This window comes from Streptomyces sp. HUAS ZL42 (genome assembly GCF_040782645.1).
Lineage (GTDB): Bacteria > Actinomycetota > Actinomycetes > Streptomycetales > Streptomycetaceae > Streptomyces.
In genome coordinates, this window is the sequence record NZ_CP160403.1 from 6,035,694 (window position 1) to 6,055,153 (window position 19,460).

The window sequence follows — 19,460 nt, forward strand, 5'->3', positions numbered from 1 at the left end:
TGATCACGTCTGTACTTGTCGGTAACTCCCGTGCGCGGACGTGCAGTTACTTGTCCGACTCGCGCAGCTGCTCCTCCGTCAGCCCCTGGCGCCAGTACCCGACGAAGGTGACGCGGCGCCGGTCGATCCCCCGCTCGCCGACGAAGTGCCGCCGCAGCTCCTTCACGCACCCCGACTCGCCGGCGATCCAGACGTACGGCCGCTCGGCGGGGGGAAGCCGGGCATCGCGAAGGGCGCCGAGGGTCGTGGGGGACCCCTCGGTACGACTGTGTTCCTGGACGAGCCAGGTGATCTCGGCGTCCGCCTCGGTCACCAGGTCCTGGATGTTCCCGGCGTCATGGACCTCCAGCCAGACCCGCGCCCGCTGCCCGGCCGGCAGCGATTCGAGGATCGCCGAGATCGCCGGAAGGGCCGTCTCGTCCCCCCAGAGCACGACGAGATCGGTGTCCTCGGGCGGCCGGAAACGGATGGCCCGGTTGTCCGCGATCGCGGGCCCGAGCAGCAGGACCCGGTCACCGGTGCCTGCCCGGGAGGCCCACTGCGAGGCCGGTCCGGCCGGAGTGTGCAGCACGAAGTCGATGTCGATCTCGTCGGGATCCCGCCGCAGTGCGCGCAAGGTGTACGACCGCATCACGGCCCGTACGTCGTCGGGCAGTTCCCGCCACCCCTGCCACCAGCCGTCCCCGAGCTCCACCGGGACCTGCGGCTCGCTCTGCCCCGGATGCGGCAGGAACAGCGACAGTGACTGGTCACGCCCCTGGGAGAAGAAGTACCGCAGGTCCTCCCCGGTGAAGCTGACCCGCACAAGAGACGACCCGAGCCGCCGCGTCCGCACGACTCGAAGGGAGAAGAAACGGAACGGGGCGGCAACGGCCGTAGTCATCAGAGCTCCTGAGTTGTTGTCAGGGGGCGGGGTCTCAGCTGACCTTCTTCGCCTTCTCGAGCGCCTCGGCCAGCTCCTCGAGCAGAGGCGTGCACTTGTCGTAGGACAGGATCGGCTCGGGGTTACGGGCGATGACCTGTCCCGCCTTCACCGCGGGCAGCTTCTTCCAGGTCGCCTCGGTGATCGCATCCGGCTGGATCGCCGACGTCCGGTTGTCCATCATGATGATGTCCGCCGCGTACTTGTCGACGTTCTCCCAGCTCAGCGACTCGTACCAGCCACCACCCTGCTTCTTCGCCGACTCCGGGGGCTCGACGAAGTTCACGCCGAGAGCCTTGAAGTACTCGAGGTCGACGGAGAGGTTGGAGCCGGAGACGTAGAACAGCTCCTGGCTCGCGGAACCCGCCAGCACCTTGATGTCCGGCTTGGCCTTGGCGGCGGCGCGCAGCCGGGCGGCCGCGTCCTCGAAACGCTTCTTCGCCTCGGTGACCTTGGCGGAAGTCACGTCCGCGCCGAGCGACTTGGCGAGCTCCAACATGCGCTGCAGCGGCTCGGCCAGCTGGCGGTCGTAGACGGAGATGCCGACGCTCGGGGCGCCGACGGCCTCGATCTTCTTCTTCGACTCCTCCGGGACGTACCAGAGGGTGCCGACGTTGTCGAACAGTGTGGAGACGAGGAGGTCCGGGGTGAGGGCCGCGTACTTCTCGACGTTGAACTCGCCCCAGACGTTGCCGAGGATCGTCACCTTGCTGATGTCCATGTCGCCGGCCTGGACGTCGGCCTTGCCGTCCGTGGTCCTGGTCGGGCCGAAGACGCCCTTGGCCTGGATGCCGTAGTCGTACAGCGCGGCGGCGACACCCACGAACGCGACGATGTTCGACGGGATCTTGTCGGCCTTGGCGGTCTGGCCGCGGTCGTCCTTGAAGGACCAGGGACCGGACTTGGCGGCAGCGCTCGCGGTCGAGCCCGAGCCACCGCTTTTCGCGTCGTCGTCGCCGCAGGCTGCGAGCACGGCACCGAGGCCGAGGGCGCCGCCCGCGGCGAGGATGCCGCGGCGGGTGAGGTGGGTGGCGCTGGCGTTGGACATGGGCATGCTGCCTTCGAACAGGGCGGATCAGCCGCGGACGATTCGAAGGTAGGTTAGCCTAACCTCACCTGATGTCCAGAGGGCGGGGCATCCCGGCCTCGAACCCGTGCGGATGCCGTGCTCTGCGAAGGTCCTCAGCCCACCAGCCCCAGCTCCCGGGCGATCAGCATCCGCTGGACCTCGCTCGTGCCCTCGCCGATCTCCAGGATCTTGGAGTCGCGCCACATACGGGCGACCGGGTACTCGTTCATGAAGCCGTAGCCGCCGTGGATCTGCGTGGCGTCGCGGGCGTTGTCGACCGCGATCGTCGACGAGTACAGCTTCGCCAGGGCCGCCTCCTTCTTGAAGGACTCGCCGGACACCAGGCGGGCGGCCGCGTCGCGCCAGGCGAGGCGGGCCGTGTGGGCCTTCATCTCCATGTCGGCGATCTTGAACTGGATCGCCTGGTTGGCGCCGATGGGGCGGCCGAAGGCGTGGCGTTCCTTCGCGTACTTCACGGACTCGTCCAGACAGCCCTGGGCCAGCCCCGTGGCCAGCGCGGCGATCGCGATACGGCCCTCGTCCAGGATGCGCAGGAACTGCGCGTAGCCGCGGCCCTCCTCGCCCAGCAGGTTGGCCGCCGGAACCCGCACGTCGTCGAAGGACAGCTCGCGGGTGTCCGAGGCGTTCCAGCCGACCTTGGAATAAGGGGCGGCCACCGTGAAGCCCGGGGTGCCGGACGGGACGATGATCGCCGAGATGCGGGGGCCGCCGTCGGGCTTGCGGCCCGTGACCGCGGTGACCGTCACCAGCCCTGTGATGTCCGTGCCCGAGTTGGTGATGAAGCACTTCGTGCCGTTGATCACCCACTCGTTCGTCTCCGGGTCCAGCCGGGCCGTCGTCCGGGTGGCTCCGGCGTCGCTGCCGCCGTCCGGCTCCGTCAGGCCGAAGGCACCCAGGATCTCGCCCGTGCACAGCCGCGGAAGCCACTCGCGCTTCTGCTCCTCGGTGCCGAAGAGATGGATCGGCATGGCGCCCAGCGACACCCCCGCCTCCAGCGTGATCGCCACCGAGGAGTCGACCCGGGCCAGTTCCTCCAGGGCCACGCCCAGGGCCAGGTAGTCGCCGCCCATGCCGCCGTACTCCTCCGGGAACGGCAGCCCGAACAGGCCCATCCGGCCCATCTCGCGGACGATCTCGTACGGGAACTCGTGGTGCTCGTAGTACTCGCCGATCTTCGGCGCCACGACCTCGTGCGCGAACTCCTCGACCGTACGGCGGAGTTCTTCCAGTTCGGGGGAGAGTCGGTAGTCCATGGTGGTCAGTGCTCCTCGTTGGCCTCGTAGGCCTCGCTGTCCTGGTGGGACAGGGCTCGGACGGTGCGGGACGGGCTGGGTCGGCCCAGTTGTTCGGCCATCCACACGCTCGTGGCGACGAGGCGGCCGAGGTCGACTCCGGTGTCGATGCCGAGACCCTGAAGCATCCACACGAGGTCTTCGGTGGCGAGGTTGCCGGTGGCGGACCTGGCGTACGGGCAGCCGCCGAGGCCGCCCGCGGAGGCGTCGACCGTGGTGACGCCGTGCTGGAGCGCGGCCAGGGTGTTGGCGAGGGCCTGGCCGTACGTGTCGTGGAAGTGCACGCCCAGGGCGGCGGTGGGGATCCGCCGGCCGTTGAGCGCCGTCAGGAGATCGAGGACGTGCCCCGGGGTCGCCACCCCGATGGTGTCGCCCAGGCTCAGTTCGTCGCAGCCCATGTCGAGAAGGGCCTTGCAGACCCGGACGACCTGGGGGATCGGCACCGGCCCCTCCCAAGGGTCGCCGAAGCACATGGAAAGGTAGCCGCGGACGTGCACCTGCTCCGCCCTCGCCCTGGCCACCACCGGCTCGAACATCGCCAGCGCCTCGTCCACCGTGCGGTTGAGGTTGGCCTTCGCGAAGGACTCGGTGGCGCTGGCGAAGACGGCGACGCGCCGCGCCCCGAGCGACAGGGCACGGTCCAGGCCCCGCTCGTTGGGCACGAGGACGGGCAGGGCCACCGGGAGGTCGCTCACGAGCGGGAACAGCTGCTCGGCGTCCGCGAGTTGGGGCACCCACTTCGGGTGGACGAAGCTGGTCGCCTCGATCGTCGTCAGGCCCGCGTCGGCGAGGCGTCGGACGAACTGCGCCTTGATTTCGGTCGGTACGGCCGACTTCTCGTTCTGCAGGCCGTCACGCGCGCCGACCTCGTGGATCCGCACGCGCGCGGGCAGATCCCGGGCCGGTACGACCATGGGGAGCGTCATTTCTCCTCCTCTCCCGGGGCGATCTCCGCCGGGGTGATGACCGCCAGCACCTGGTCCATGGCGACCGTCGTGCCCGGTGCCACGTCCAGTTCGGTGACCGTGCCGGCGTGCGGGGCGGAGATGACGTGCTCCATCTTCATCGCCTCCACGACCAGCAGGCTCTGACCGGCGGCCACCTCGTCGCCGACGGCGACCTTCACGACGGTGACCGTGCCGGGCATGGGGGCGGTGAGCGAGTCGGCACCGGAGTGCGCGGCCCGGCCGAGCGACGCGGCGACCGGGTCGTGGTCGCGCACGTGCCAGGCGTCGCCGTCGCGGCCCAGCCAGGTGCCCTCCGGCAGGGCGGCGAAGGTGTGGGCGGCGCCGTCGAGGTGGAAGGTGAACCGTGCCTCCGCTCCCGGGCCCGGGGGCCGGCCCCCGTACCCCCGCAGGGGCGTCTCCGCGCCGTCGGGCAGCACCTCGACCGCGCCGTCCGGCGTGCTGCGCACGCGGACGGTGATCGGGTCATGCCCTGCCACCCGCAGATGGTGTTCCGTCCAGGCCCGTTCGCCGCCCAGGCGCCAGCCGTCCGGAACGGAGAACGGGTCGACCCAACCGGAGCCCTGCGCCGGGCCGGCGGCGGCCCGGCGCAGCAGCGCCGCCGCGGCGTAGACCTCGTGCGGCACCTCGCCCGGGACCAGGGAGTCGACCTCCCGTTCCACCAGGCCCGTGTCCAACTCGCCCGCCACGACCGCGGGATGCGCCAGCAGCCGCCGCAGGAACCCGGCGTTCGTCTGCACGCCCAGCGTGACCGTCTCCGCGAGGGCCGCCCGGAGCTTGCGCAGCGCGGTCGCCCGGTCCGGGCCGTACGCGATCACCTTGGACAGCATCGGGTCGTACAGGCTGCCGACCTCCGTGCCCTCGCTGAGCCCGGAGTCGGTGCGGATGCCGTGGCCCTGGGGTTCGCGCAGCCGGAGCACCGTGCCGCCCGACGGGAGGAAGCCGCGCGAAGGGTCCTCGGCGCAGACGCGGGCCTCGACGGCATGGCCGGTGAAAGTGATGTCCTCCTGCTTGTACGGCAGTTGCTCGCCCGCCGCCACCCGCAGCTGCCACTCCACCAGATCCAGGCCGGTGATGAGTTCGGTGACCGGGTGCTCCACCTGGAGACGGGTGTTCATCTCCATGAAGTAGTACGAGGAGGGGTCGCCGCCGGGGACGATGAACTCCACCGTGCCCGCGCCCCGGTAACCGCAGGAGCGGGCCGCCTGCACGGCCGCCTCGCCCATAGCGGCCCGGGTCCCCTCGTCGAGGAGCACGCTCGGCGCCTCCTCGATGATCTTCTGGTGCCGGCGCTGCAGGGAGCATTCGCGCTCGCCCAGGTGAACGACGTTTCCGAGGCCGTCCGCCAGGACCTGGATCTCGATGTGGCGGGGCCGGTCGATCCACCGCTCGACGAGGAGCGTGTCGTCGCCGAAGGAGGCGCGGGCCTCACGACGGGCGGCCGCGATCTCGTCGGACAGCCTCTGAGGGTCCCTGACCAGCCGCATGCCCTTGCCGCCACCACCCGCGGACGGCTTGAACAGCACGGGCATGCCGATCTCGCGGGCTGCGTCGGCGAGTTGGCCGTCCGTCAGTCCACTGCCGCTCGACCCGGGCACCACCGGCACCCCGGCCGCCCGCACGGTCTCCTTGGCCCGGATCTTGTCGCCCATGAGGGAGATCGCGTCCGCCGGCGGCCCGACGAAGACCAGCCCGGCGTCGGCGCACGCGCGCGCGAAGCCGGCGTTCTCCGCGAGGAAGCCGTACCCGGGGTGGACGGCCTGCGCGCCGGTCCGCGCGGCCGCGTCGAGGAGCCGCTCGGCCGACAGATAGCTTTGCGCCGCCGGGGCCGGACCGATCCGTACGGCCGTGTCGGCCTCGCGGACGTGCCGGGCGTCGGCGTCGGCGTCGGAGAAGACGGCGACCGAGCGCACGCCCATCGACCGCAACGTACGGATGACGCGCACCGCGATCTCGCCCCGGTTGGCCACGAGCACTGTGTCGAACATGGGTCCCCTCCTCACATCCGGAAGACGCCGAAGGCGGGTTCGCCCAGCGGGGCGTTCGCGCACGCGGTCAGAGCCAGGCCCAGCACCTGCCGGGTCTCGAGCGGGTCGATCACCCCGTCGTCCCAGAGGCGGGCCGTCGCGTAGTAAGCGTTCCCCTGACGCTCGTACTGCGCACGGACAGGCGCCTTGAAGGCTTCCTCCTCCTCCGCGGGCCAGGACTCCCCGCGCGCCTCCAGCTGGTCGCGCTTGACGGTCGCGAGGACGGAGGCGGCCTGCTCGCCGCCCATCACGGAGATCTTGGCGTTGGGCCACATCCACAGGAAGCGGGGGGAGTAGGCCCGGCCGCACATGGAGTAGTTGCCGGCGCCGTACGACCCGCCGACGACGACCGTCAGCTTGGGCACGCGCGTGCAGGCCACGGCCGTGACCATCTTGGCGCCGTGCTTGGCGATGCCGCCCGCCTCGTAGTCCCTGCCGACCATGAAGCCGGAGATGTTCTGGAGGAACACCAGCGGGATTCCGCGCTGGTCGCACAGCTCGATGAAGTGGGCGCCCTTCTGGGCGGACTCGGAGAACAGGATGCCGTTGTTGGCGACGATCCCGACCGGGTGACCGTGGATCCGGGCGAAGCCGGTGACCAGGGTCTGCCCGAACTCGGCCTTGAACTCCGAGAAGCGGGAGCCGTCGGCCACGCGCGCGACGATCTCGCGTACGTCGTAGGGGGTGCGGGAGTCGACGGGCACCGCGCCGTACAGCCCGTACGGGTCCGCCTTGGGTTCGACGGAGGGCTCCACCGCCCAGGGCAGCGCCTGGCGTGCGGGCAGCGTGGCGACGATGTTCCGGACGATGCGCAGGGCGTGGGCGTCGTCCTCCGCGAGGTGGTCGGTGACGCCCGACACGCGCGCGTGGACGTCGCCGCCGCCGAGCTCCTCGGCCGTGACGACCTCCCCGGTGGCGGCCTTCACCAGCGGGGGGCCGCCGAGGAAGATGGTGCCCTGGTTGCGGACGATGACGGCCTCGTCGCTCATGGCGGGGACGTACGCCCCGCCTGCGGTGCAGGATCCGAGGACGGCCGCGACCTGGGGGATCCCGGCGCCGGACATGCGGGCCTGGTTGTAGAAGATGCGGCCGAAGTGCTCGCGGTCGGGGAAGACCTCGTCCTGCATGGGCAGGAAGGCGCCCCCGGAGTCCACGAGGTAGACGCAGGGAAGCCGGTTCTCGAGGGCCACCTCCTGCGCGCGCAGGTGCTTCTTCACCGTCATCGGGTAGTACGTCCCGCCCTTGACGGTGGCGTCATTGGCGACGATCACGCACTCGCGTCCGCTGACCCGGCCGATCCCGGCGATGACTCCGGCGGCGGGGGCCTGTCCGTCGTACATCCCGTCGGCGGCGAGGGGGGCCAGCTCTAGGAAGGGCGAGCCCGGGTCGAGGAGGGTGTCCACGCGGTCGCGCGGCAGCAGTTTCCCGCGCGCGGTGTGGCGCGCGCGGGCCTTCTCGCCGCCGCCGAGCCGGGCCGCGGCGAGCTTGCCGCGCAGCTCCTCGACGAGGGCGCGGTGCGCCTCCTCGTTGGCCCGAAAGGCCTCCGACGCGGGGTCCGCCGCGCTCGTCAGCTCCGGTGCCTGTTGCATCCTGCGATCCCCTCACCTTGTTAATGAGCGTTAACGCATTTCCTTCAGGTTAACGACCGCTAACCTCCCTGTCTAGAATTGCCTTCATGGCCACCAGAACCGACGCCCCCACCCGTCGCGAGCAGATCCTCAAGGAGGCCGCGCGGCTGTTCGCCGAACGCGGCTTCCACGGCGTCGGTGTGGACGAGATAGGGGCCGCGGTCGGCATCAGCGGGCCGGGTCTGTACCGCCACTTCGCGGGCAAGGACGCGATGCTCGCGGAGCTGCTGGTGGGGATCAGCGGTCAGCTGCTGACCGGTGCCAAGCGGCGACTGCAGGAGGCCGACGGGGTGCCGGCCGAGGCGGTCCTCGACTCGCTCATCGAGGGGCACATCGACTTCGCGCTCGACGACCGCCCCCTCATCACCCTGCACGACCGCGAGCTGGACCGCCTCCGGGACAGCGACCGCAAGCTCGTGCGCCAGCTGCAGCGGCAGTACGTCGAGCTGTGGGTGGAGGTGGTGCGGGAGGTGTACCCGGGCCTGGCGGAGCCGACGGCGCGGTCTGCGGTGCACTCGGTGTTCGGGCTGCTGAACTCCACGCCACACCTTGGCCGCCCCGGGTCACTGCCGGGGCGCGGGGCGACCGCGGAGCTGCTGCACCGGATGGCGCGGGGGGCGTTCGCGGCGGCGCAGGCGGACTGAGCGACCCGACCTTGATCAAACGTACGTGACGAGCGTTACGGATCGTCTGGTCTGGACGCGTGTTGATACTCGCCGGTACGGTAAGTCTGAGCAAGCGCTTAGACATACTGACGTACGTGGAGGTGGCGGCGTGCGCCGTACGGTGTTCAACGAGGATCACGAGGCGTTTCGGGAGACCCTCCGGGCCTTCATCGAGGCCGAGGTCGTTCCCGTCTACGACGAGTGGTTCGCCGCGGGCCAGGCGCCGCGCGAGTTCTACTACAAACTCGCCGAGCTGGGCGTCTTCGGCATACGCGTCGACGAGGAGTACGGCGGCGCCGGCATCGACTCGTACAAGTTCGAGGCCGTGCTCTACGAGGAGACCGCCCGCGCGGGCGTGACCTTCGGCGGCTCCGGCGTGCACGTGCTGCTCGGTCTGCCGTACATCAAGATGCTCGCCAGCGACGAGCAGAAGAAGCGGTTCCTGCCGAAGTTCGTCTCCGGTGAGGAGATGTGGGCGATCGCGATGACCGAGCCGGGCACCGGCTCCGACCTCGCGGGCATGAAGACCACCGCCAAGCTCTCCGAGGACGGCACGCACTACGTCCTCAACGGCGCCAAGACCTTCATCACCGGCGGCGTCCACGCCGACCGCATGATCGTCTGCGCGCGCACCGCCGCGCCCACCGCCGAGGACCGCCGCCACGGCATCTCCCTCTTCGTCGTGGACACCAAGGCCGAGGGCTACTCCGTCGGCCGCAAGCTGGACAAGCTCGGCCTGAAGACCTCCGACACCGCCGAGCTGGCGTTCGTCGACGTCAAGGTGCCCGTCGAGGACCTGCTCGGCGAGGAGAACAAGGGCTTCTACTACCTCGGCCACAACCTCGCCTCCGAGCGCTGGGGCATCGCCTACGGGGCGTACGCGCAGGCCAAGGCGGCCATCCGGTTCACCAAGCAGTACGTCCAGGACCGTGTCGTCTTCGGCCAGCCGGTCGCCGCCTTCCAGAACACCAAGTTCGAGCTGGCCGCCTGCCAGGCCGAGGTGGACGCGGCCGAGGCCGTCGCCGACCGCGCCACGGAGGCCCTCGACGCCGGGGAGCTGACCCCGGCCGAGGCCGCGAGCGCCAAGCTGTTCTGCACCGAGGTCGCCCACCGCGTCATCGACCGCTGCCTCCAGCTGCACGGCGGCTACGGCTTCATGAACGAGTACCCGATCGCCCGCCTGTACGCGGACAACCGCGTCAACCGCATCTACGGCGGCACCAGCGAGATCATGAAGTCGATCATCGCGAAGGACATGGGTCTGTAAGCCCACCGCAATCACTGCCCGATACAACTGGACGTCATGAGCCAGGCACTTCAGGGTCTCCTCGATCTGCTCGACCTCGAGCAGATCGAGGAGAACATCTTCCGCGGTCAGTCCCGGTCCGCCGTCGTCCCCCGCGTCTTCGGCGGACAGGTGGCGGCACAGGCGCTGGTCGCCGCGGGGCGTACGGTCCCCGCGGACCGGCACGCCCACTCCCTGCACGCGTACTTCCTTCGCATGGGTGACCCGGGCGCGCCCATCGTCTACAACGTCGAACGCATCCGCGACGGCCGCTCCTTCACCACCCGCAGGGCGGTCGCGGTCCAGCACGGCCGGCCGATCTTCACGCTGTCGGCGTCCTTCCAGACGTACGAGGAAGGCCTCGACCACCAGGCCCCCATGCCGCCCGCCCCCGACCCGGAGACCGTCCCCACCAGCCAGGAACGCCTGCGCGGTTACGACCATCTCGACCCCGTGATCGTCGAGAGGTTCCTGGAGGCCCGCCAGGCGGTCGACCTGCGCTACGTCGACGAGCCGCCGTACGGGAAGTTCGGCGAGCCCCGCGAGCCGCACTCCCAGGTGTGGTTCCGCACCAACGGCAAGCTCGCCGACGACCCCTTGCTGCACGTCGTCCTCGCCACGTACGTCTCCGACATGACCCTCCTCGACTCGGTCCTCCTCGCGCACGGCCGCGGCGGCTGGGCGGTCGGTGACGTGGTCGGGGCCTCGCTGGACCACGCCATGTGGTTCCACCGCCCGTTCCGCGCCGACGAATGGCTCCTGTACGACCAGGAGTCCCCGTCGGCGTACGGCGGCCGCGGCCTCGGCCAGGCCCGCATCTACACCCAGGACGGCCGCCTGGCCATCTCGGTGATCCAGGAGGGCGTGGTCCGGGTCCCCCAGGAGCGGCCCGAAACCGGTTGAGGCGCCCGGCGGCCGCAGGCTGGGATGGGACCATGACCGAGACATGGAACTGGCGCGGCGGGCGGATCCGGCCCGCTTTCCTGGAAGCCGCCGACACCGTCGCCGACCTGCTGGCACAGCCCGCAGTGGCCGCCGCCTGGGACAAGCCGAGTGTGCTCGAGGACTTCGGCGTGAGCGGCCTCGCCGGGCACGTCTTCTGGCAGGAGCTGGCCCTGCCCGGGCTGCTCGCGCGGCCGGTGCCGGCCGAGCCCGTGGTGTCCCTGCGCGAGTACTACCTGCAGCGGGTGATCTGGCTGGACGCCGGTGCCGACGCGCCCGTCAGCGCACGCATCCGGCAGGGCGGCGAGGCCACCGCCGCGGACGGGCACGCGGCGCTGCACGCGCGCGTGCGGGACGCGCTCGGGCGGCTGCACACCGAGGTTGCGGCCGCACCCGCCGTGCGTCCCCTCCGCATCCCCTCCTGGGGCGACTGGTCCCTCGACCTCGACGACTTCCTGCTCACCCGGCTGATGGAACTCGTCGTCCACGCCGACGACCTGGCGTGCAGTGTGGGTCTGCCGACGCCGCGGTTCCCGGAACGGGTGACCGCACCGGTCGTGGAGCTGCTCGCCAGGCTCGCGGTCCGGCGCCACGGCACCGTCGACGTCGTACGGGGGCTCGCCCGCGCGGAACGCGCCCCCGCCTCGATCGCCGGTATCTGAGCGCTAGGTAGGGGGCTATGCGAGCCCGGCCTCCGCCAGCAGGTACGCCGTCATCGGGTCGTAGTGGCGCGGGCTGACCACATGGTCGTCGAGCGGGACCGTCACCTGTACGGTCCCCTCGGCCTCCGCGATGAACAGCGCGGGGTCGTTGCAGTCGGCGTAGCCGACGGAGTCGATGCCGTGCTGCCCGGCGTAGCCCGCCCAGCCGTGGTCGGCGACGACCAGGTCGGGCAGGGGCCGGCCCTCGCGTTCCAGTGCGGTGAGGACGGCCTTCATCGGCTCGCCCGAGTGGGTGTGCCAGAGGGTGGCGCCGTGCTCCAGGACCGCCACGTCCGCGAACTGCATGACATAGCCCTCGTCCGTCTGCAGTCCGTCCGGGATGACCACGATCTCGCAGCCCGCCGTGCGCAGGGCCGCGGCCGTGGCGCGGTGGACGTCGAGCAGGCCGCCCGGGTGACCGGTCGCGAACAGGACGCGCTGCTGCCCGTCCGCCGCCTTGCGCAGGCGCCCCGCCAGCCGGTCCAGGCCGTCGAGGGTCAGCTGGGGGTCGATGGTGTCCCGGCCGTACCGGTACTCGGGATCGTCGTTGACACCCACCCGCTCCGCCATCACCGCGAGCACGTCCTGCTCGTCGGTCCAGCGGTCGCCGAGCTCCAGGCCGAGCCAGAAGTTGCGGACACCGTTGGCGAGCTGGCGGTAGTGGGAGAGGTTGTTCTCGCGCGGGGTGGCGACCTCACCCGCGATACGGGTCTTCACGAGGTGCTCGACGAGTTCTGCGCGGCTGGGCGTCCCGGGTATCGGCATGGTCTCCATTGTGGTGCAGCCGACTGCGGGAGTCCGCGCTGTTCCGGACGCTGGGACGCGCGTCACTCACCGCTGTTTCAGCGCGAACCACAGCTCCATCCGTACGTCCGGATCGTCCAGGTCCGTCTCCAGCAGGGCGGTGCAGCGGGCGATGCGCTGCCGCACGGTGTTGCGGTGCACGGACAGGGCCACCGCCGTGCGATCCCAACTGCCGTGCAGGGAGAGCCAGGTGCGCAGGGTCTCGATGAGGGCCGGGATGCCGGCGATGGGGGCCAGGAGGGCGCGGGCGTGCGCCGTGGCCTCGTCCTGCGGGACCAGGTCGGCGAGGGCGGCGCGGGTGCCGTGGCGGACCAGTGCCGTGCGGGTGGCCCGGGCACGGGCCAGGGCACGGGCGGCCTGGGTGTCGGCGGCGGGCCACGCCTCCGGGGCGACGGCGGCGCTGACGCCCAGCGTCCAGCCGGGCTGCGGGCCCGGCTCCCGTTCGGCCGGGACGAGGACCCGTACGACGTCCTTCGCCACGTCGACCAGCGGTGACCCGAGCGCGGCGCCCAGCGCGGAGGCGGCCACGGCGTCCGGGGTCCGCGCGGCGGGGCGGGCGTGCACGACCAGCCACTCCCCGGCACCGAGGAGAGGGGCCACGGCAGGGGGCGTGGAACCGAGCAGCAGCCGTACGAGGGCGGAGGACCGGTCCGCTCCCGTACCGCTGCGGTGCTCGCCGGTGAGAAGGGAGAGCAGGACCGCGGCGACCGAGGCGATGGTGTGGTCACCGGGCTCCCGCTGCGGCGCCGCGACCCCGAGCACGAATCCCTGCCCCGAGCCGAGGGCGTAGGCGGCGAGGTGGGTGCCGGAGACGGTGTCGGTGGCGGTCGAGGAGCCGCGGCCCGTCACGACCTGCGCCAGCGCGGCCAGCGCCCTCTCGACGGCGCCTTCCGGCTCCCGGCCCGCCCCCGCGATCTCCGCCCCCTCCGGTCCGTACAGCACCGCCCGCCCTCCGACTCCCCGGGCCAGTCGGCGCAGGATCGACGGGACCGGGTCCGGGCGGGCCGCCGCGGCCGCCATGCTCTGCTGGGCCTCCGTGACGCGGCGGAGTTCGGCCAGGCGGGCCCGGGCCATCAGCTGCCAGACCGCGCGGGCCACGCCCGAGAAGGTCGTCTGCGGCGGGACCTCCAGGAGCGGCAGCTGGTACGCGTCGCAGGCGGCCATCAGTGCGCGCGGCACCGTGTCGTGCACGGGAGCGAGCCCGAAGCCGAGCGCCGCGCCGCCGGCCGCCACGATCCGCGACACGTAGTCGTCGAAGTACGTGCCCGACCCGGCCGCCTCCGGGATGTGTACGCCCGCCGTCAGCAGCAGTTCACCGCCCAGCAGGTACGGGTAGGGGTCGGCCATCTCCGACGTGTGCACCCAGTGGACGACGGCGCCGGGGCCGGACGGTCCCGCGACCTGCCGCAGGGCCAGGTCCTCGCGGGCCAGGAGTGCCGCGAGGGGCACGGGTGGCGTAGGGGGAACAGCAGGGTCCGGCATGGTGTGCGTTTCATTCACTCCGTACGGTTGGAATGGATGAAATGTACACTTCGCACTCTCTTTCCGGCCACCTAGTGTCGGTCCCGACCGCACCGAAGCCCAGGAAGAAGGCACACCCCATGAGCAGCAACGAGACGCCCCGCGGCCCCGTCGACTCCTCCCGTGTCCCGCGGTACGCCGGTCCCGCGACCTTCGCCCGGCTGCCCCGCCTCGACGAGGTCGGCCGCGCGGACGTCGCCGTGGTGGGCGTGCCGTTCGACTCCGGTGTCTCGTACCGGCCGGGCGCTCGCTTCGGCGGCAACGCGATCCGCGAGGCGTCCCGGCTGCTGCGGCCGTACAACCCGGCGCAGGACGCCTCCCCCTTCGCCCTCGCGCAGGTCGCGGACGGCGGGGACATCGCCGTGAACCCCTTCAACATCAACGAGGCCGTCGAGACCGTCGAGGCGGCGGCGGACGAGCTGCTCGGCACGGGCGCGCGCCTGATGACCCTGGGCGGCGACCACACCATCGCCCTTCCGCTGCTCCGCTCGGTCGCGAAGAAGCACGGCCCGGTCGCGCTGCTGCACTTCGACGCCCACCTCGACACCTGGGACACGTACTTCGGCGCCGAGTACACGCACGGGACGCCGTTCCGCCGGGCGGTGGAGGAGGGCATCCTCGACACGGAGGCGCTGTCGCACGTCGGCACCCGCGGTCCCCTGTACGGCAAGCAGGACCTGACCGACGACGAGAAGATGGGCTTCGGCATCGTCACGTCGGCGGACATCTACCGCCGGGGCGCCGACGAGGTCGCCGACCAGCTGCGCGAACGCATCGGGGACCGGCCGCTGTACATCTCGATCGACATCGACTGCCTCGACCCGGCGCACGCGCCCGGCACCGGCACCCCGGAGGCGGGCGGTATGACCTCCCGCGAGCTGCTGGAGATCCTGCGCGGTCTCGCGTCCTGCAACCTGGTCTCGGCGGACGTCGTCGAGGTGGCCCCCGCGTACGATCACGCGGAGATCACGTCGGTGGCCGCGTCCCACACGGCGTACGAACTGACCACGATCATGTCCCGGCGGATCGCGCGGGAGAAGGCGGCGAAGTGACCCACGACCACGACCTGGTGCTCCGCCCGACCGCCGCACAGACGGAGGCCGCGCTGAACCCTCCCCCCGGCCGCATCGGCGGGGACCTGGTCGTGGAGACCCTGGCCGGGCTCGGCGCGACGACCGTCTTCGGTCTGCCCGGGCAGCACGCGCTGGGCATGTTCGACGCGTTGCGCCGCTCCGATCTGCGGTACGTCGGCCTGCGCGTGGAGAACAACGCGGGCTTCGCGGCGGACGCGTACGGCAGGATCACGGGGGAGGCGGCCCCGCTGCTGCTGTCGACGGGCCCGGGCGCGCTGACCTCCCTGGCCGCGTTGCAGGAAGCGGCCATGGCCTCCGCTCCCGTCCTGGCGATCAGCAGTCAGATCCCCACCGCGGGCCTGGGCGGCGGCCGCCACGGTTACCTCCACGAACTCCCGGATCAGGCAGCCTCGTTCAGAGGCGTGGTGAAGTCGGTCCACACGGTCCGCACCCAGTCGCAGATCCCGTCCGCGATCGCGGCGGCCTGGAAGTCGGCGCTCTGCGCTCCGCACGGCCCGGTGTGGGTGGAGATTCCGCAGGACGTGCTGCTCGCGGAGACGGCACTTCCCGTGGTGACGGGAGTGGACGCGACGCCGGACGAGTTGCCGCCGCGCCCCGAACTGACGGCGGTGGCCGCGCACCTGCTGTCGCACGCGGCCCGCCCGGCGATCGTCGCGGGCGGGGGAGTGGTCCGTGCGGACGCGTCGAAGAAGCTGCGTCAGCTGGCGGAGCGCCTCCAGGCGCCGGTCGTCACGACCTTCGGCGGCAAGGGCGCCTTCCCGTGGACGCACCCGCTGTCCCTCCGGTCCTGGCTGGAGGACCGCCACACCACGGACTTCCTCGAGGACGCGGACGTACTCCTGGTCGTGGGCTCGGGCCTGGGCGAACTCTCCTCGAACTACCACACGTTCAAGCCGCGCGGCCGGGTCGTCCAGATCGAGGCTGACCTGGGCAAGCTGGAGTCCAACCACCCGGCGCTGGGCATCCACGCGGACGCGCGGCTGGCGTTGCAGGCGTTGCTGGAGACGGTTTCGGAACGAAAGGACGCGACGGCGGCCGAGCGCGCACAGGCGCTGCTCGCGAAGGTCGCCGCGCGCATCGACTCCCAGCAACTCACCCTGGAACAACAGGTGCTGGCGTCGGTACGGCGAGCCCTCCCCGCCGACGCCCCCTCCTTCTGGGACATGACGATCCTGGCCTACTGGGCCTGGTCGGCCTTCGACCCCAAGGCCCCCAACACCATGCACTCCGCCCAGGGCGCCGGCGGCCTCGGCTACGGCTTCCCGGCGGCCCTGGGCGCGGCCGCCGCCGATCCGACCCGCCCGGTGCTGGCGGTCTCGGGCGACGGAGGGGCGCTCTACTCGATCGCCGAGCTGGCGACGGCGAAGCAGTACGACCTGAACGTCACCTGGCTCATCGTCGACGACGGTGGCTACGGCATCCTGCGCGAGTACATGACCGACGCCTTCGGCAGCACCACGGCAACCGAACTGACCCGCCCCGACTACGTCGCCCTGGCGGAGTCCTTCGGCGTCCCGGGCGTACGCACGGCCCCCGAGACCCTGGAACAGGACCTGGCGAAGGCACTGGCAGCCCCCGGTCCCTCGGTTGTCGTACTCCCGGCGCTCCTGCGGATGTTCGCGCCGACCCACCTTGGCTGAACAGACCCCGCACCGAATTTTCGGTTCGGGCTTTGTGCGCCGTTCATGCATGCGAGCATCTGGGCTCACCAAGCTACAGATGGTTCGGGGGAGGCCTGGTGAACGACGTTGAGATCCTTGCGCTGTTGACCGATGAGGAACGGGAGCAGGTCACCCTGCGGCAGCGCTCACTCCTGGATCGCGCCGTGGACCAAGCAGCCGACCTCATGGAGGTCACGCCCGGTGATCTCGTCCTGGACGAACCGGTCCAGAAAGAGGCACGGACCCGGTTGTCGGTGAACGCGGTCCGCGAGCCGTACCTCCACTGGCTCCGAGTAAGCGCCGACCGGTTGGTGGCGAAACGGAGGATGCGTAGAAGAGGGTATGTAAGCATCGTCCCCGTGCTCCTGTGCCTGCTGATGTTGGCTACCGGAGTCGTATACGCCGTCGCTGCGGCCAAGAGCCGGAATTATCTGGTCGTCTATGGGCACCAGAACCTGCTGTTCAGCGCGATAGCGTTCGTAGTTGCAGTCGGCCTGGCCCTGTTTGTCCGGGCATGGCGGCGGCCCACGCGGACAGCCTTCAAGCTTGCCGACGCCGGACTTCGAGGGGTGGAAGACAGGTTCTACCTTGCTCTGCGGTCCGAAGCCGAGTCGCTCCTTTCGACGGTGCTGAACGAGCGCTGGGAGCAGAGCAAGAGTGAGGTTGCCGCCCTTGAGAGTTCGGATGCTCCCCGTCTCGTGGAACTCGAGGCGGTGACGACCGTGCCGTCGAAGTCCGCACAGGAGGTGTACGACTTCATCGAGGAGCACCGCACCTCGGCCATCGGTATCAGCGGAACCCGTGGCATCGGGAAAACCACGCTCATGCAGGCGGTGCAGGTCCGGGGTGCGGAGAACTACATCGGCGTCTACATCCCCGTGCCCGTGCACTACGAGGCGTCTGAGTTTTTTCGTACGTTGTTCCGCGAAGTCGCGGCCGCCATCCTCAAGTCGAATCGCGAGGGTATGGAGTATCTGGAGCGACGGAAGCGAGCGATGCGGCAGCGGATCGACCTGGTTCGCCTGGCAGTCGGCCCGGCCTTCGTGATTGCCGGCGCCGTCCTCATCTCTTACGGCCGTTCGACCGATTCGTTTCCCGTCAAGCCCGTCGACATTCCCGGCCTTCTGTTCGTTCTCGTCGGATTGGGCATCGCGGTAGTGGCCGCGCTGTCCAGTCCGGTCATCCGTCGGGCGATCCGCGAGTTCATGGGCCCGCGCTACGTGGAGCGAGACATCTCACTGGCCGCGGACACGCTGCAGGCACTCGACTATTCGGCCACGCACCAGAGGCTTTCGAAGAACGCCTTCGCCGTAAAGCTCTTCACCATGGAGGACCAGGACCAGCTGGAGCTGGCTGAGCGTGAGCTGACGCACCCGGAGCTGGTTCTGAAGTTCAAGAATTTCGTCAGCACCTTCATCGCAACGTCTCCCCGGCACATCATCGTCGCCCTGGACGAGCTGGACAAGATGGAGAACGGCGAGGACGCGTTGGCCTTCGTCAACAGCATCAAGGACCTCCTTCACATCGAGGGAGTCCATTTCCTCGTCTCTGTGTCGGAGGATGCCCTGCACAACTTCTCGTTGCGGGGGGTTCCAGTGCGGGACGTCTTCGACTCGTCGTTCGACTCCATCATTCCGGTGCAGCGCTTCAGCGTCGACGAGTCGAGGAACCTGCTGAAGAGCCGGGTGGTGGGATTCCCGGACCCCCTTTCCCTGTTCTGCCACGCGATGAGCGGCGGGGTGCCGCGTGACCTCATCCGTGTGGCACGGCAGTGTGTGAGGGTGCGCCGGGAGAGCGGCGCGGCCGTCCTGGTGGACCAGGTGGTCCGGACAGTCGTGAGTCGGCAGGCGCTTCTGGTCTGTGAGGCTCTGGCCGCCAAGATGCGACAGGAGGAGCAGCTGATCGCGGCTCCGTTTCTCGAGGCCCTGCCGACCATGAGGGAGAAGGAGGACTCGGCCACCCTGGTCGCCTCCATCGAGGAGACGTGCCGGCTGATCCGAAGTCATCTGGTGGCGGACTACCCTCGAGCCGACAATGCCGCCGCTTATCTGGTGTGCCTGTCCACGCTCTGCACGTACTTCGGTGCACCCAGGACCAACGCGGCGTGGGAGCAGGAGAGGACTTCCCGCGCCTCCTTGCGTGTCGCCGAAACCGTTGCGGGTGCCCTGGAGTTGCTCCGTTTCGAGAGCGGCACGGCTGCGGGCGCCCTGTCCTCCCTGAGAGTGGAGCTGGGCATCACCGTGGCTGTTCCCTGAGCTGTTCCGTCCTTCCAGGGCCGGGCTCAGTGGAACCAGAAGAAGATGGTGTCCTCCGTCCGCCCCAGCTCCTGCGTCGTCTTCCACTCCTCCGCCTCGAACCGCATCAGCTCGGCGAACCGGCCGGCCGTTTCGGCGGACTCGGGGGCGAGGCGGTCGAGTACGGCCACGTAGGCGTCGGCCAGTGCGGCCGCTCGCCGGGCGGGGAGGATGCCGATCTGGAAGATGGCGTCACCGGGGTGTGGCAGGCGGAGGGGGTGGCCCGCTGAAGAGGAAGGAGCCGGGGAGTACGTCGGAGGGCACGCCGAGGCGGGCCAGTTCGTCGCTGAGGCGGTAGAACCACAAGGGGCGTGTCCACACGCCGAGGTCGGTGGTGTCGGAGAAGTGACAGGCCACCAGCTCGTGGAAGGCGTACAGGTAGGAGGGGCACAGGTCCGTACTCGGGGCGCCCTCGATCAGCTCCTCCAGCGCCCGGGTCACCGGCACCTCCAGGCCGATGCCCTGCTCACGGAAGCGGGCGTCGGTCTTCTCGCGCCGGTCGCGCACGATGCCCAGCCGCCGCTCCTGGTCCTGGGTCCGCTCCACCGCGGTGGGCAGCCGGATCACTC

The 19,460-nt window shown here is 70.5% G+C and carries 17 protein-coding genes; 7 read left to right on the forward strand and 10 right to left on the reverse strand.

Features of this window, described 5'->3' with window-relative positions:
* Positions 1–46: 46 nt before the first annotated feature.
* The 6 genes from ABZO29_RS27750 to ABZO29_RS27775 form a co-directional block, all read right to left on the reverse strand.
* The gene (locus ABZO29_RS27750; protein WP_367322892.1) at positions 47–883 is read right to left on the reverse strand and encodes a siderophore-interacting protein; all 837 of its coding nucleotides are present in this window, start codon (positions 881–883) and stop codon (positions 47–49) included.
* Positions 884–917: 34 nt separating this feature from the next.
* On the reverse strand, positions 918–1,970 hold the full coding sequence (locus ABZO29_RS27755; protein ID WP_367322893.1) for an ABC transporter substrate-binding protein: 1,053 nt from the start codon (positions 1,968–1,970) through the stop codon (positions 918–920).
* A gap of 134 nt (positions 1,971–2,104) precedes the next feature.
* Positions 2,105–3,265 (reverse strand): acyl-CoA dehydrogenase family protein, encoded by a 1,161-nt coding sequence (locus ABZO29_RS27760; protein ID WP_367322894.1) that lies wholly within the window; start codon positions 3,263–3,265, stop codon positions 2,105–2,107.
* 5 nt (positions 3,266–3,270) lie between these two features.
* Complete coding sequence (locus ABZO29_RS27765; RefSeq protein WP_367322895.1) at positions 3,271–4,230, reverse strand: hydroxymethylglutaryl-CoA lyase; 960 nt, start codon at positions 4,228–4,230, stop codon at positions 3,271–3,273.
* On the reverse strand, positions 4,227–6,257 hold the full coding sequence (locus ABZO29_RS27770) for a biotin carboxylase N-terminal domain-containing protein (RefSeq protein ID WP_367322896.1): 2,031 nt from the start codon (positions 6,255–6,257) through the stop codon (positions 4,227–4,229). Before ABZO29_RS27770 ends, ABZO29_RS27765 begins: the two co-directional genes overlap by 4 nt.
* 11 nt (positions 6,258–6,268) lie before the next feature.
* Positions 6,269–7,885, reverse strand: coding sequence for a carboxyl transferase domain-containing protein (locus ABZO29_RS27775; protein WP_367322897.1), 1,617 nt, complete (start codon positions 7,883–7,885; stop codon positions 6,269–6,271).
* A gap of 86 nt (positions 7,886–7,971) precedes the next feature.
* Here ABZO29_RS27775 and ABZO29_RS27780 point away from each other — a divergent pair, with 86 nt between their 5' ends.
* From ABZO29_RS27780 to ABZO29_RS27795, 4 genes are all read left to right on the forward strand, one after another.
* Complete coding sequence (locus ABZO29_RS27780) at positions 7,972–8,568, forward strand: TetR/AcrR family transcriptional regulator (RefSeq protein WP_367322898.1); 597 nt, start codon at positions 7,972–7,974, stop codon at positions 8,566–8,568.
* Positions 8,569–8,698: 130 nt separating this feature from the next.
* Positions 8,699–9,856 carry an acyl-CoA dehydrogenase family protein gene (locus ABZO29_RS27785; protein WP_367322899.1) on the forward strand — a complete coding sequence of 386 codons (1,158 nt, stop codon included), beginning with the start codon at positions 8,699–8,701 and terminating at the stop codon, positions 9,854–9,856.
* A 36-nt stretch (positions 9,857–9,892) separates the two neighbouring features.
* Positions 9,893–10,777, forward strand: coding sequence for an acyl-CoA thioesterase (locus ABZO29_RS27790; RefSeq protein ID WP_367322900.1), 885 nt, complete (start codon positions 9,893–9,895; stop codon positions 10,775–10,777).
* Between the two features lie 32 nt (positions 10,778–10,809).
* Positions 10,810–11,478: a maleylpyruvate isomerase N-terminal domain-containing protein gene (locus ABZO29_RS27795; RefSeq protein WP_367322901.1), complete on the forward strand. Its 669-nt coding sequence runs from the start codon at positions 10,810–10,812 to the stop codon at positions 11,476–11,478.
* 15 nt (positions 11,479–11,493) lie between these two features.
* Here ABZO29_RS27795 and ABZO29_RS27800 read toward each other — a convergent pair whose 3' ends face one another.
* Both ABZO29_RS27800 and ABZO29_RS27805 read right to left on the reverse strand, forming a co-directional pair.
* Positions 11,494–12,282 (reverse strand): phosphatase, encoded by a 789-nt coding sequence (locus ABZO29_RS27800; RefSeq protein ID WP_367322902.1) that lies wholly within the window; start codon positions 12,280–12,282, stop codon positions 11,494–11,496.
* Positions 12,283–12,348: 66 nt separating this feature from the next.
* Positions 12,349–13,803 (reverse strand): PucR family transcriptional regulator ligand-binding domain-containing protein, encoded by a 1,455-nt coding sequence (locus tag ABZO29_RS27805; protein WP_367322903.1) that lies wholly within the window; start codon positions 13,801–13,803, stop codon positions 12,349–12,351.
* Between the two features lie 119 nt (positions 13,804–13,922).
* Between ABZO29_RS27805 and speB the strand changes: the two genes are divergently transcribed.
* The 3 genes from speB to ABZO29_RS27820 all read left to right on the forward strand — a co-directional run bounded on the left by speB (position 13,923) and on the right by ABZO29_RS27820 (position 18,852).
* Complete coding sequence (speB, locus tag ABZO29_RS27810) at positions 13,923–14,894, forward strand: agmatinase (RefSeq protein WP_367322904.1); 972 nt, start codon at positions 13,923–13,925, stop codon at positions 14,892–14,894.
* A complete protein-coding gene (locus ABZO29_RS27815; RefSeq protein ID WP_367322905.1) occupies positions 14,891–16,576 on the forward strand; it encodes a thiamine pyrophosphate-binding protein in 1,686 nt (561 codons plus the stop codon). Before speB ends, ABZO29_RS27815 begins: the two co-directional genes overlap by 4 nt.
* Positions 16,577–16,674: 98 nt before the next feature.
* The gene (locus ABZO29_RS27820; protein WP_367322906.1) at positions 16,675–18,852 is read left to right on the forward strand and encodes a P-loop NTPase fold protein; all 2,178 of its coding nucleotides are present in this window, start codon (positions 16,675–16,677) and stop codon (positions 18,850–18,852) included.
* Between the two features lie 26 nt (positions 18,853–18,878).
* Here ABZO29_RS27820 and ABZO29_RS27825 read toward each other — a convergent pair whose 3' ends face one another.
* Complete coding sequence (locus tag ABZO29_RS27825) at positions 18,879–19,022, reverse strand: hypothetical protein (RefSeq protein WP_367322907.1); 144 nt, start codon at positions 19,020–19,022, stop codon at positions 18,879–18,881.
* Between the two features lie 61 nt (positions 19,023–19,083).
* A complete protein-coding gene (locus ABZO29_RS27830) occupies positions 19,084–19,458 on the reverse strand; it encodes a hypothetical protein (protein WP_367322908.1) in 375 nt (124 codons plus the stop codon).
* Positions 19,459–19,460: the final 2 nt, after the last annotated feature.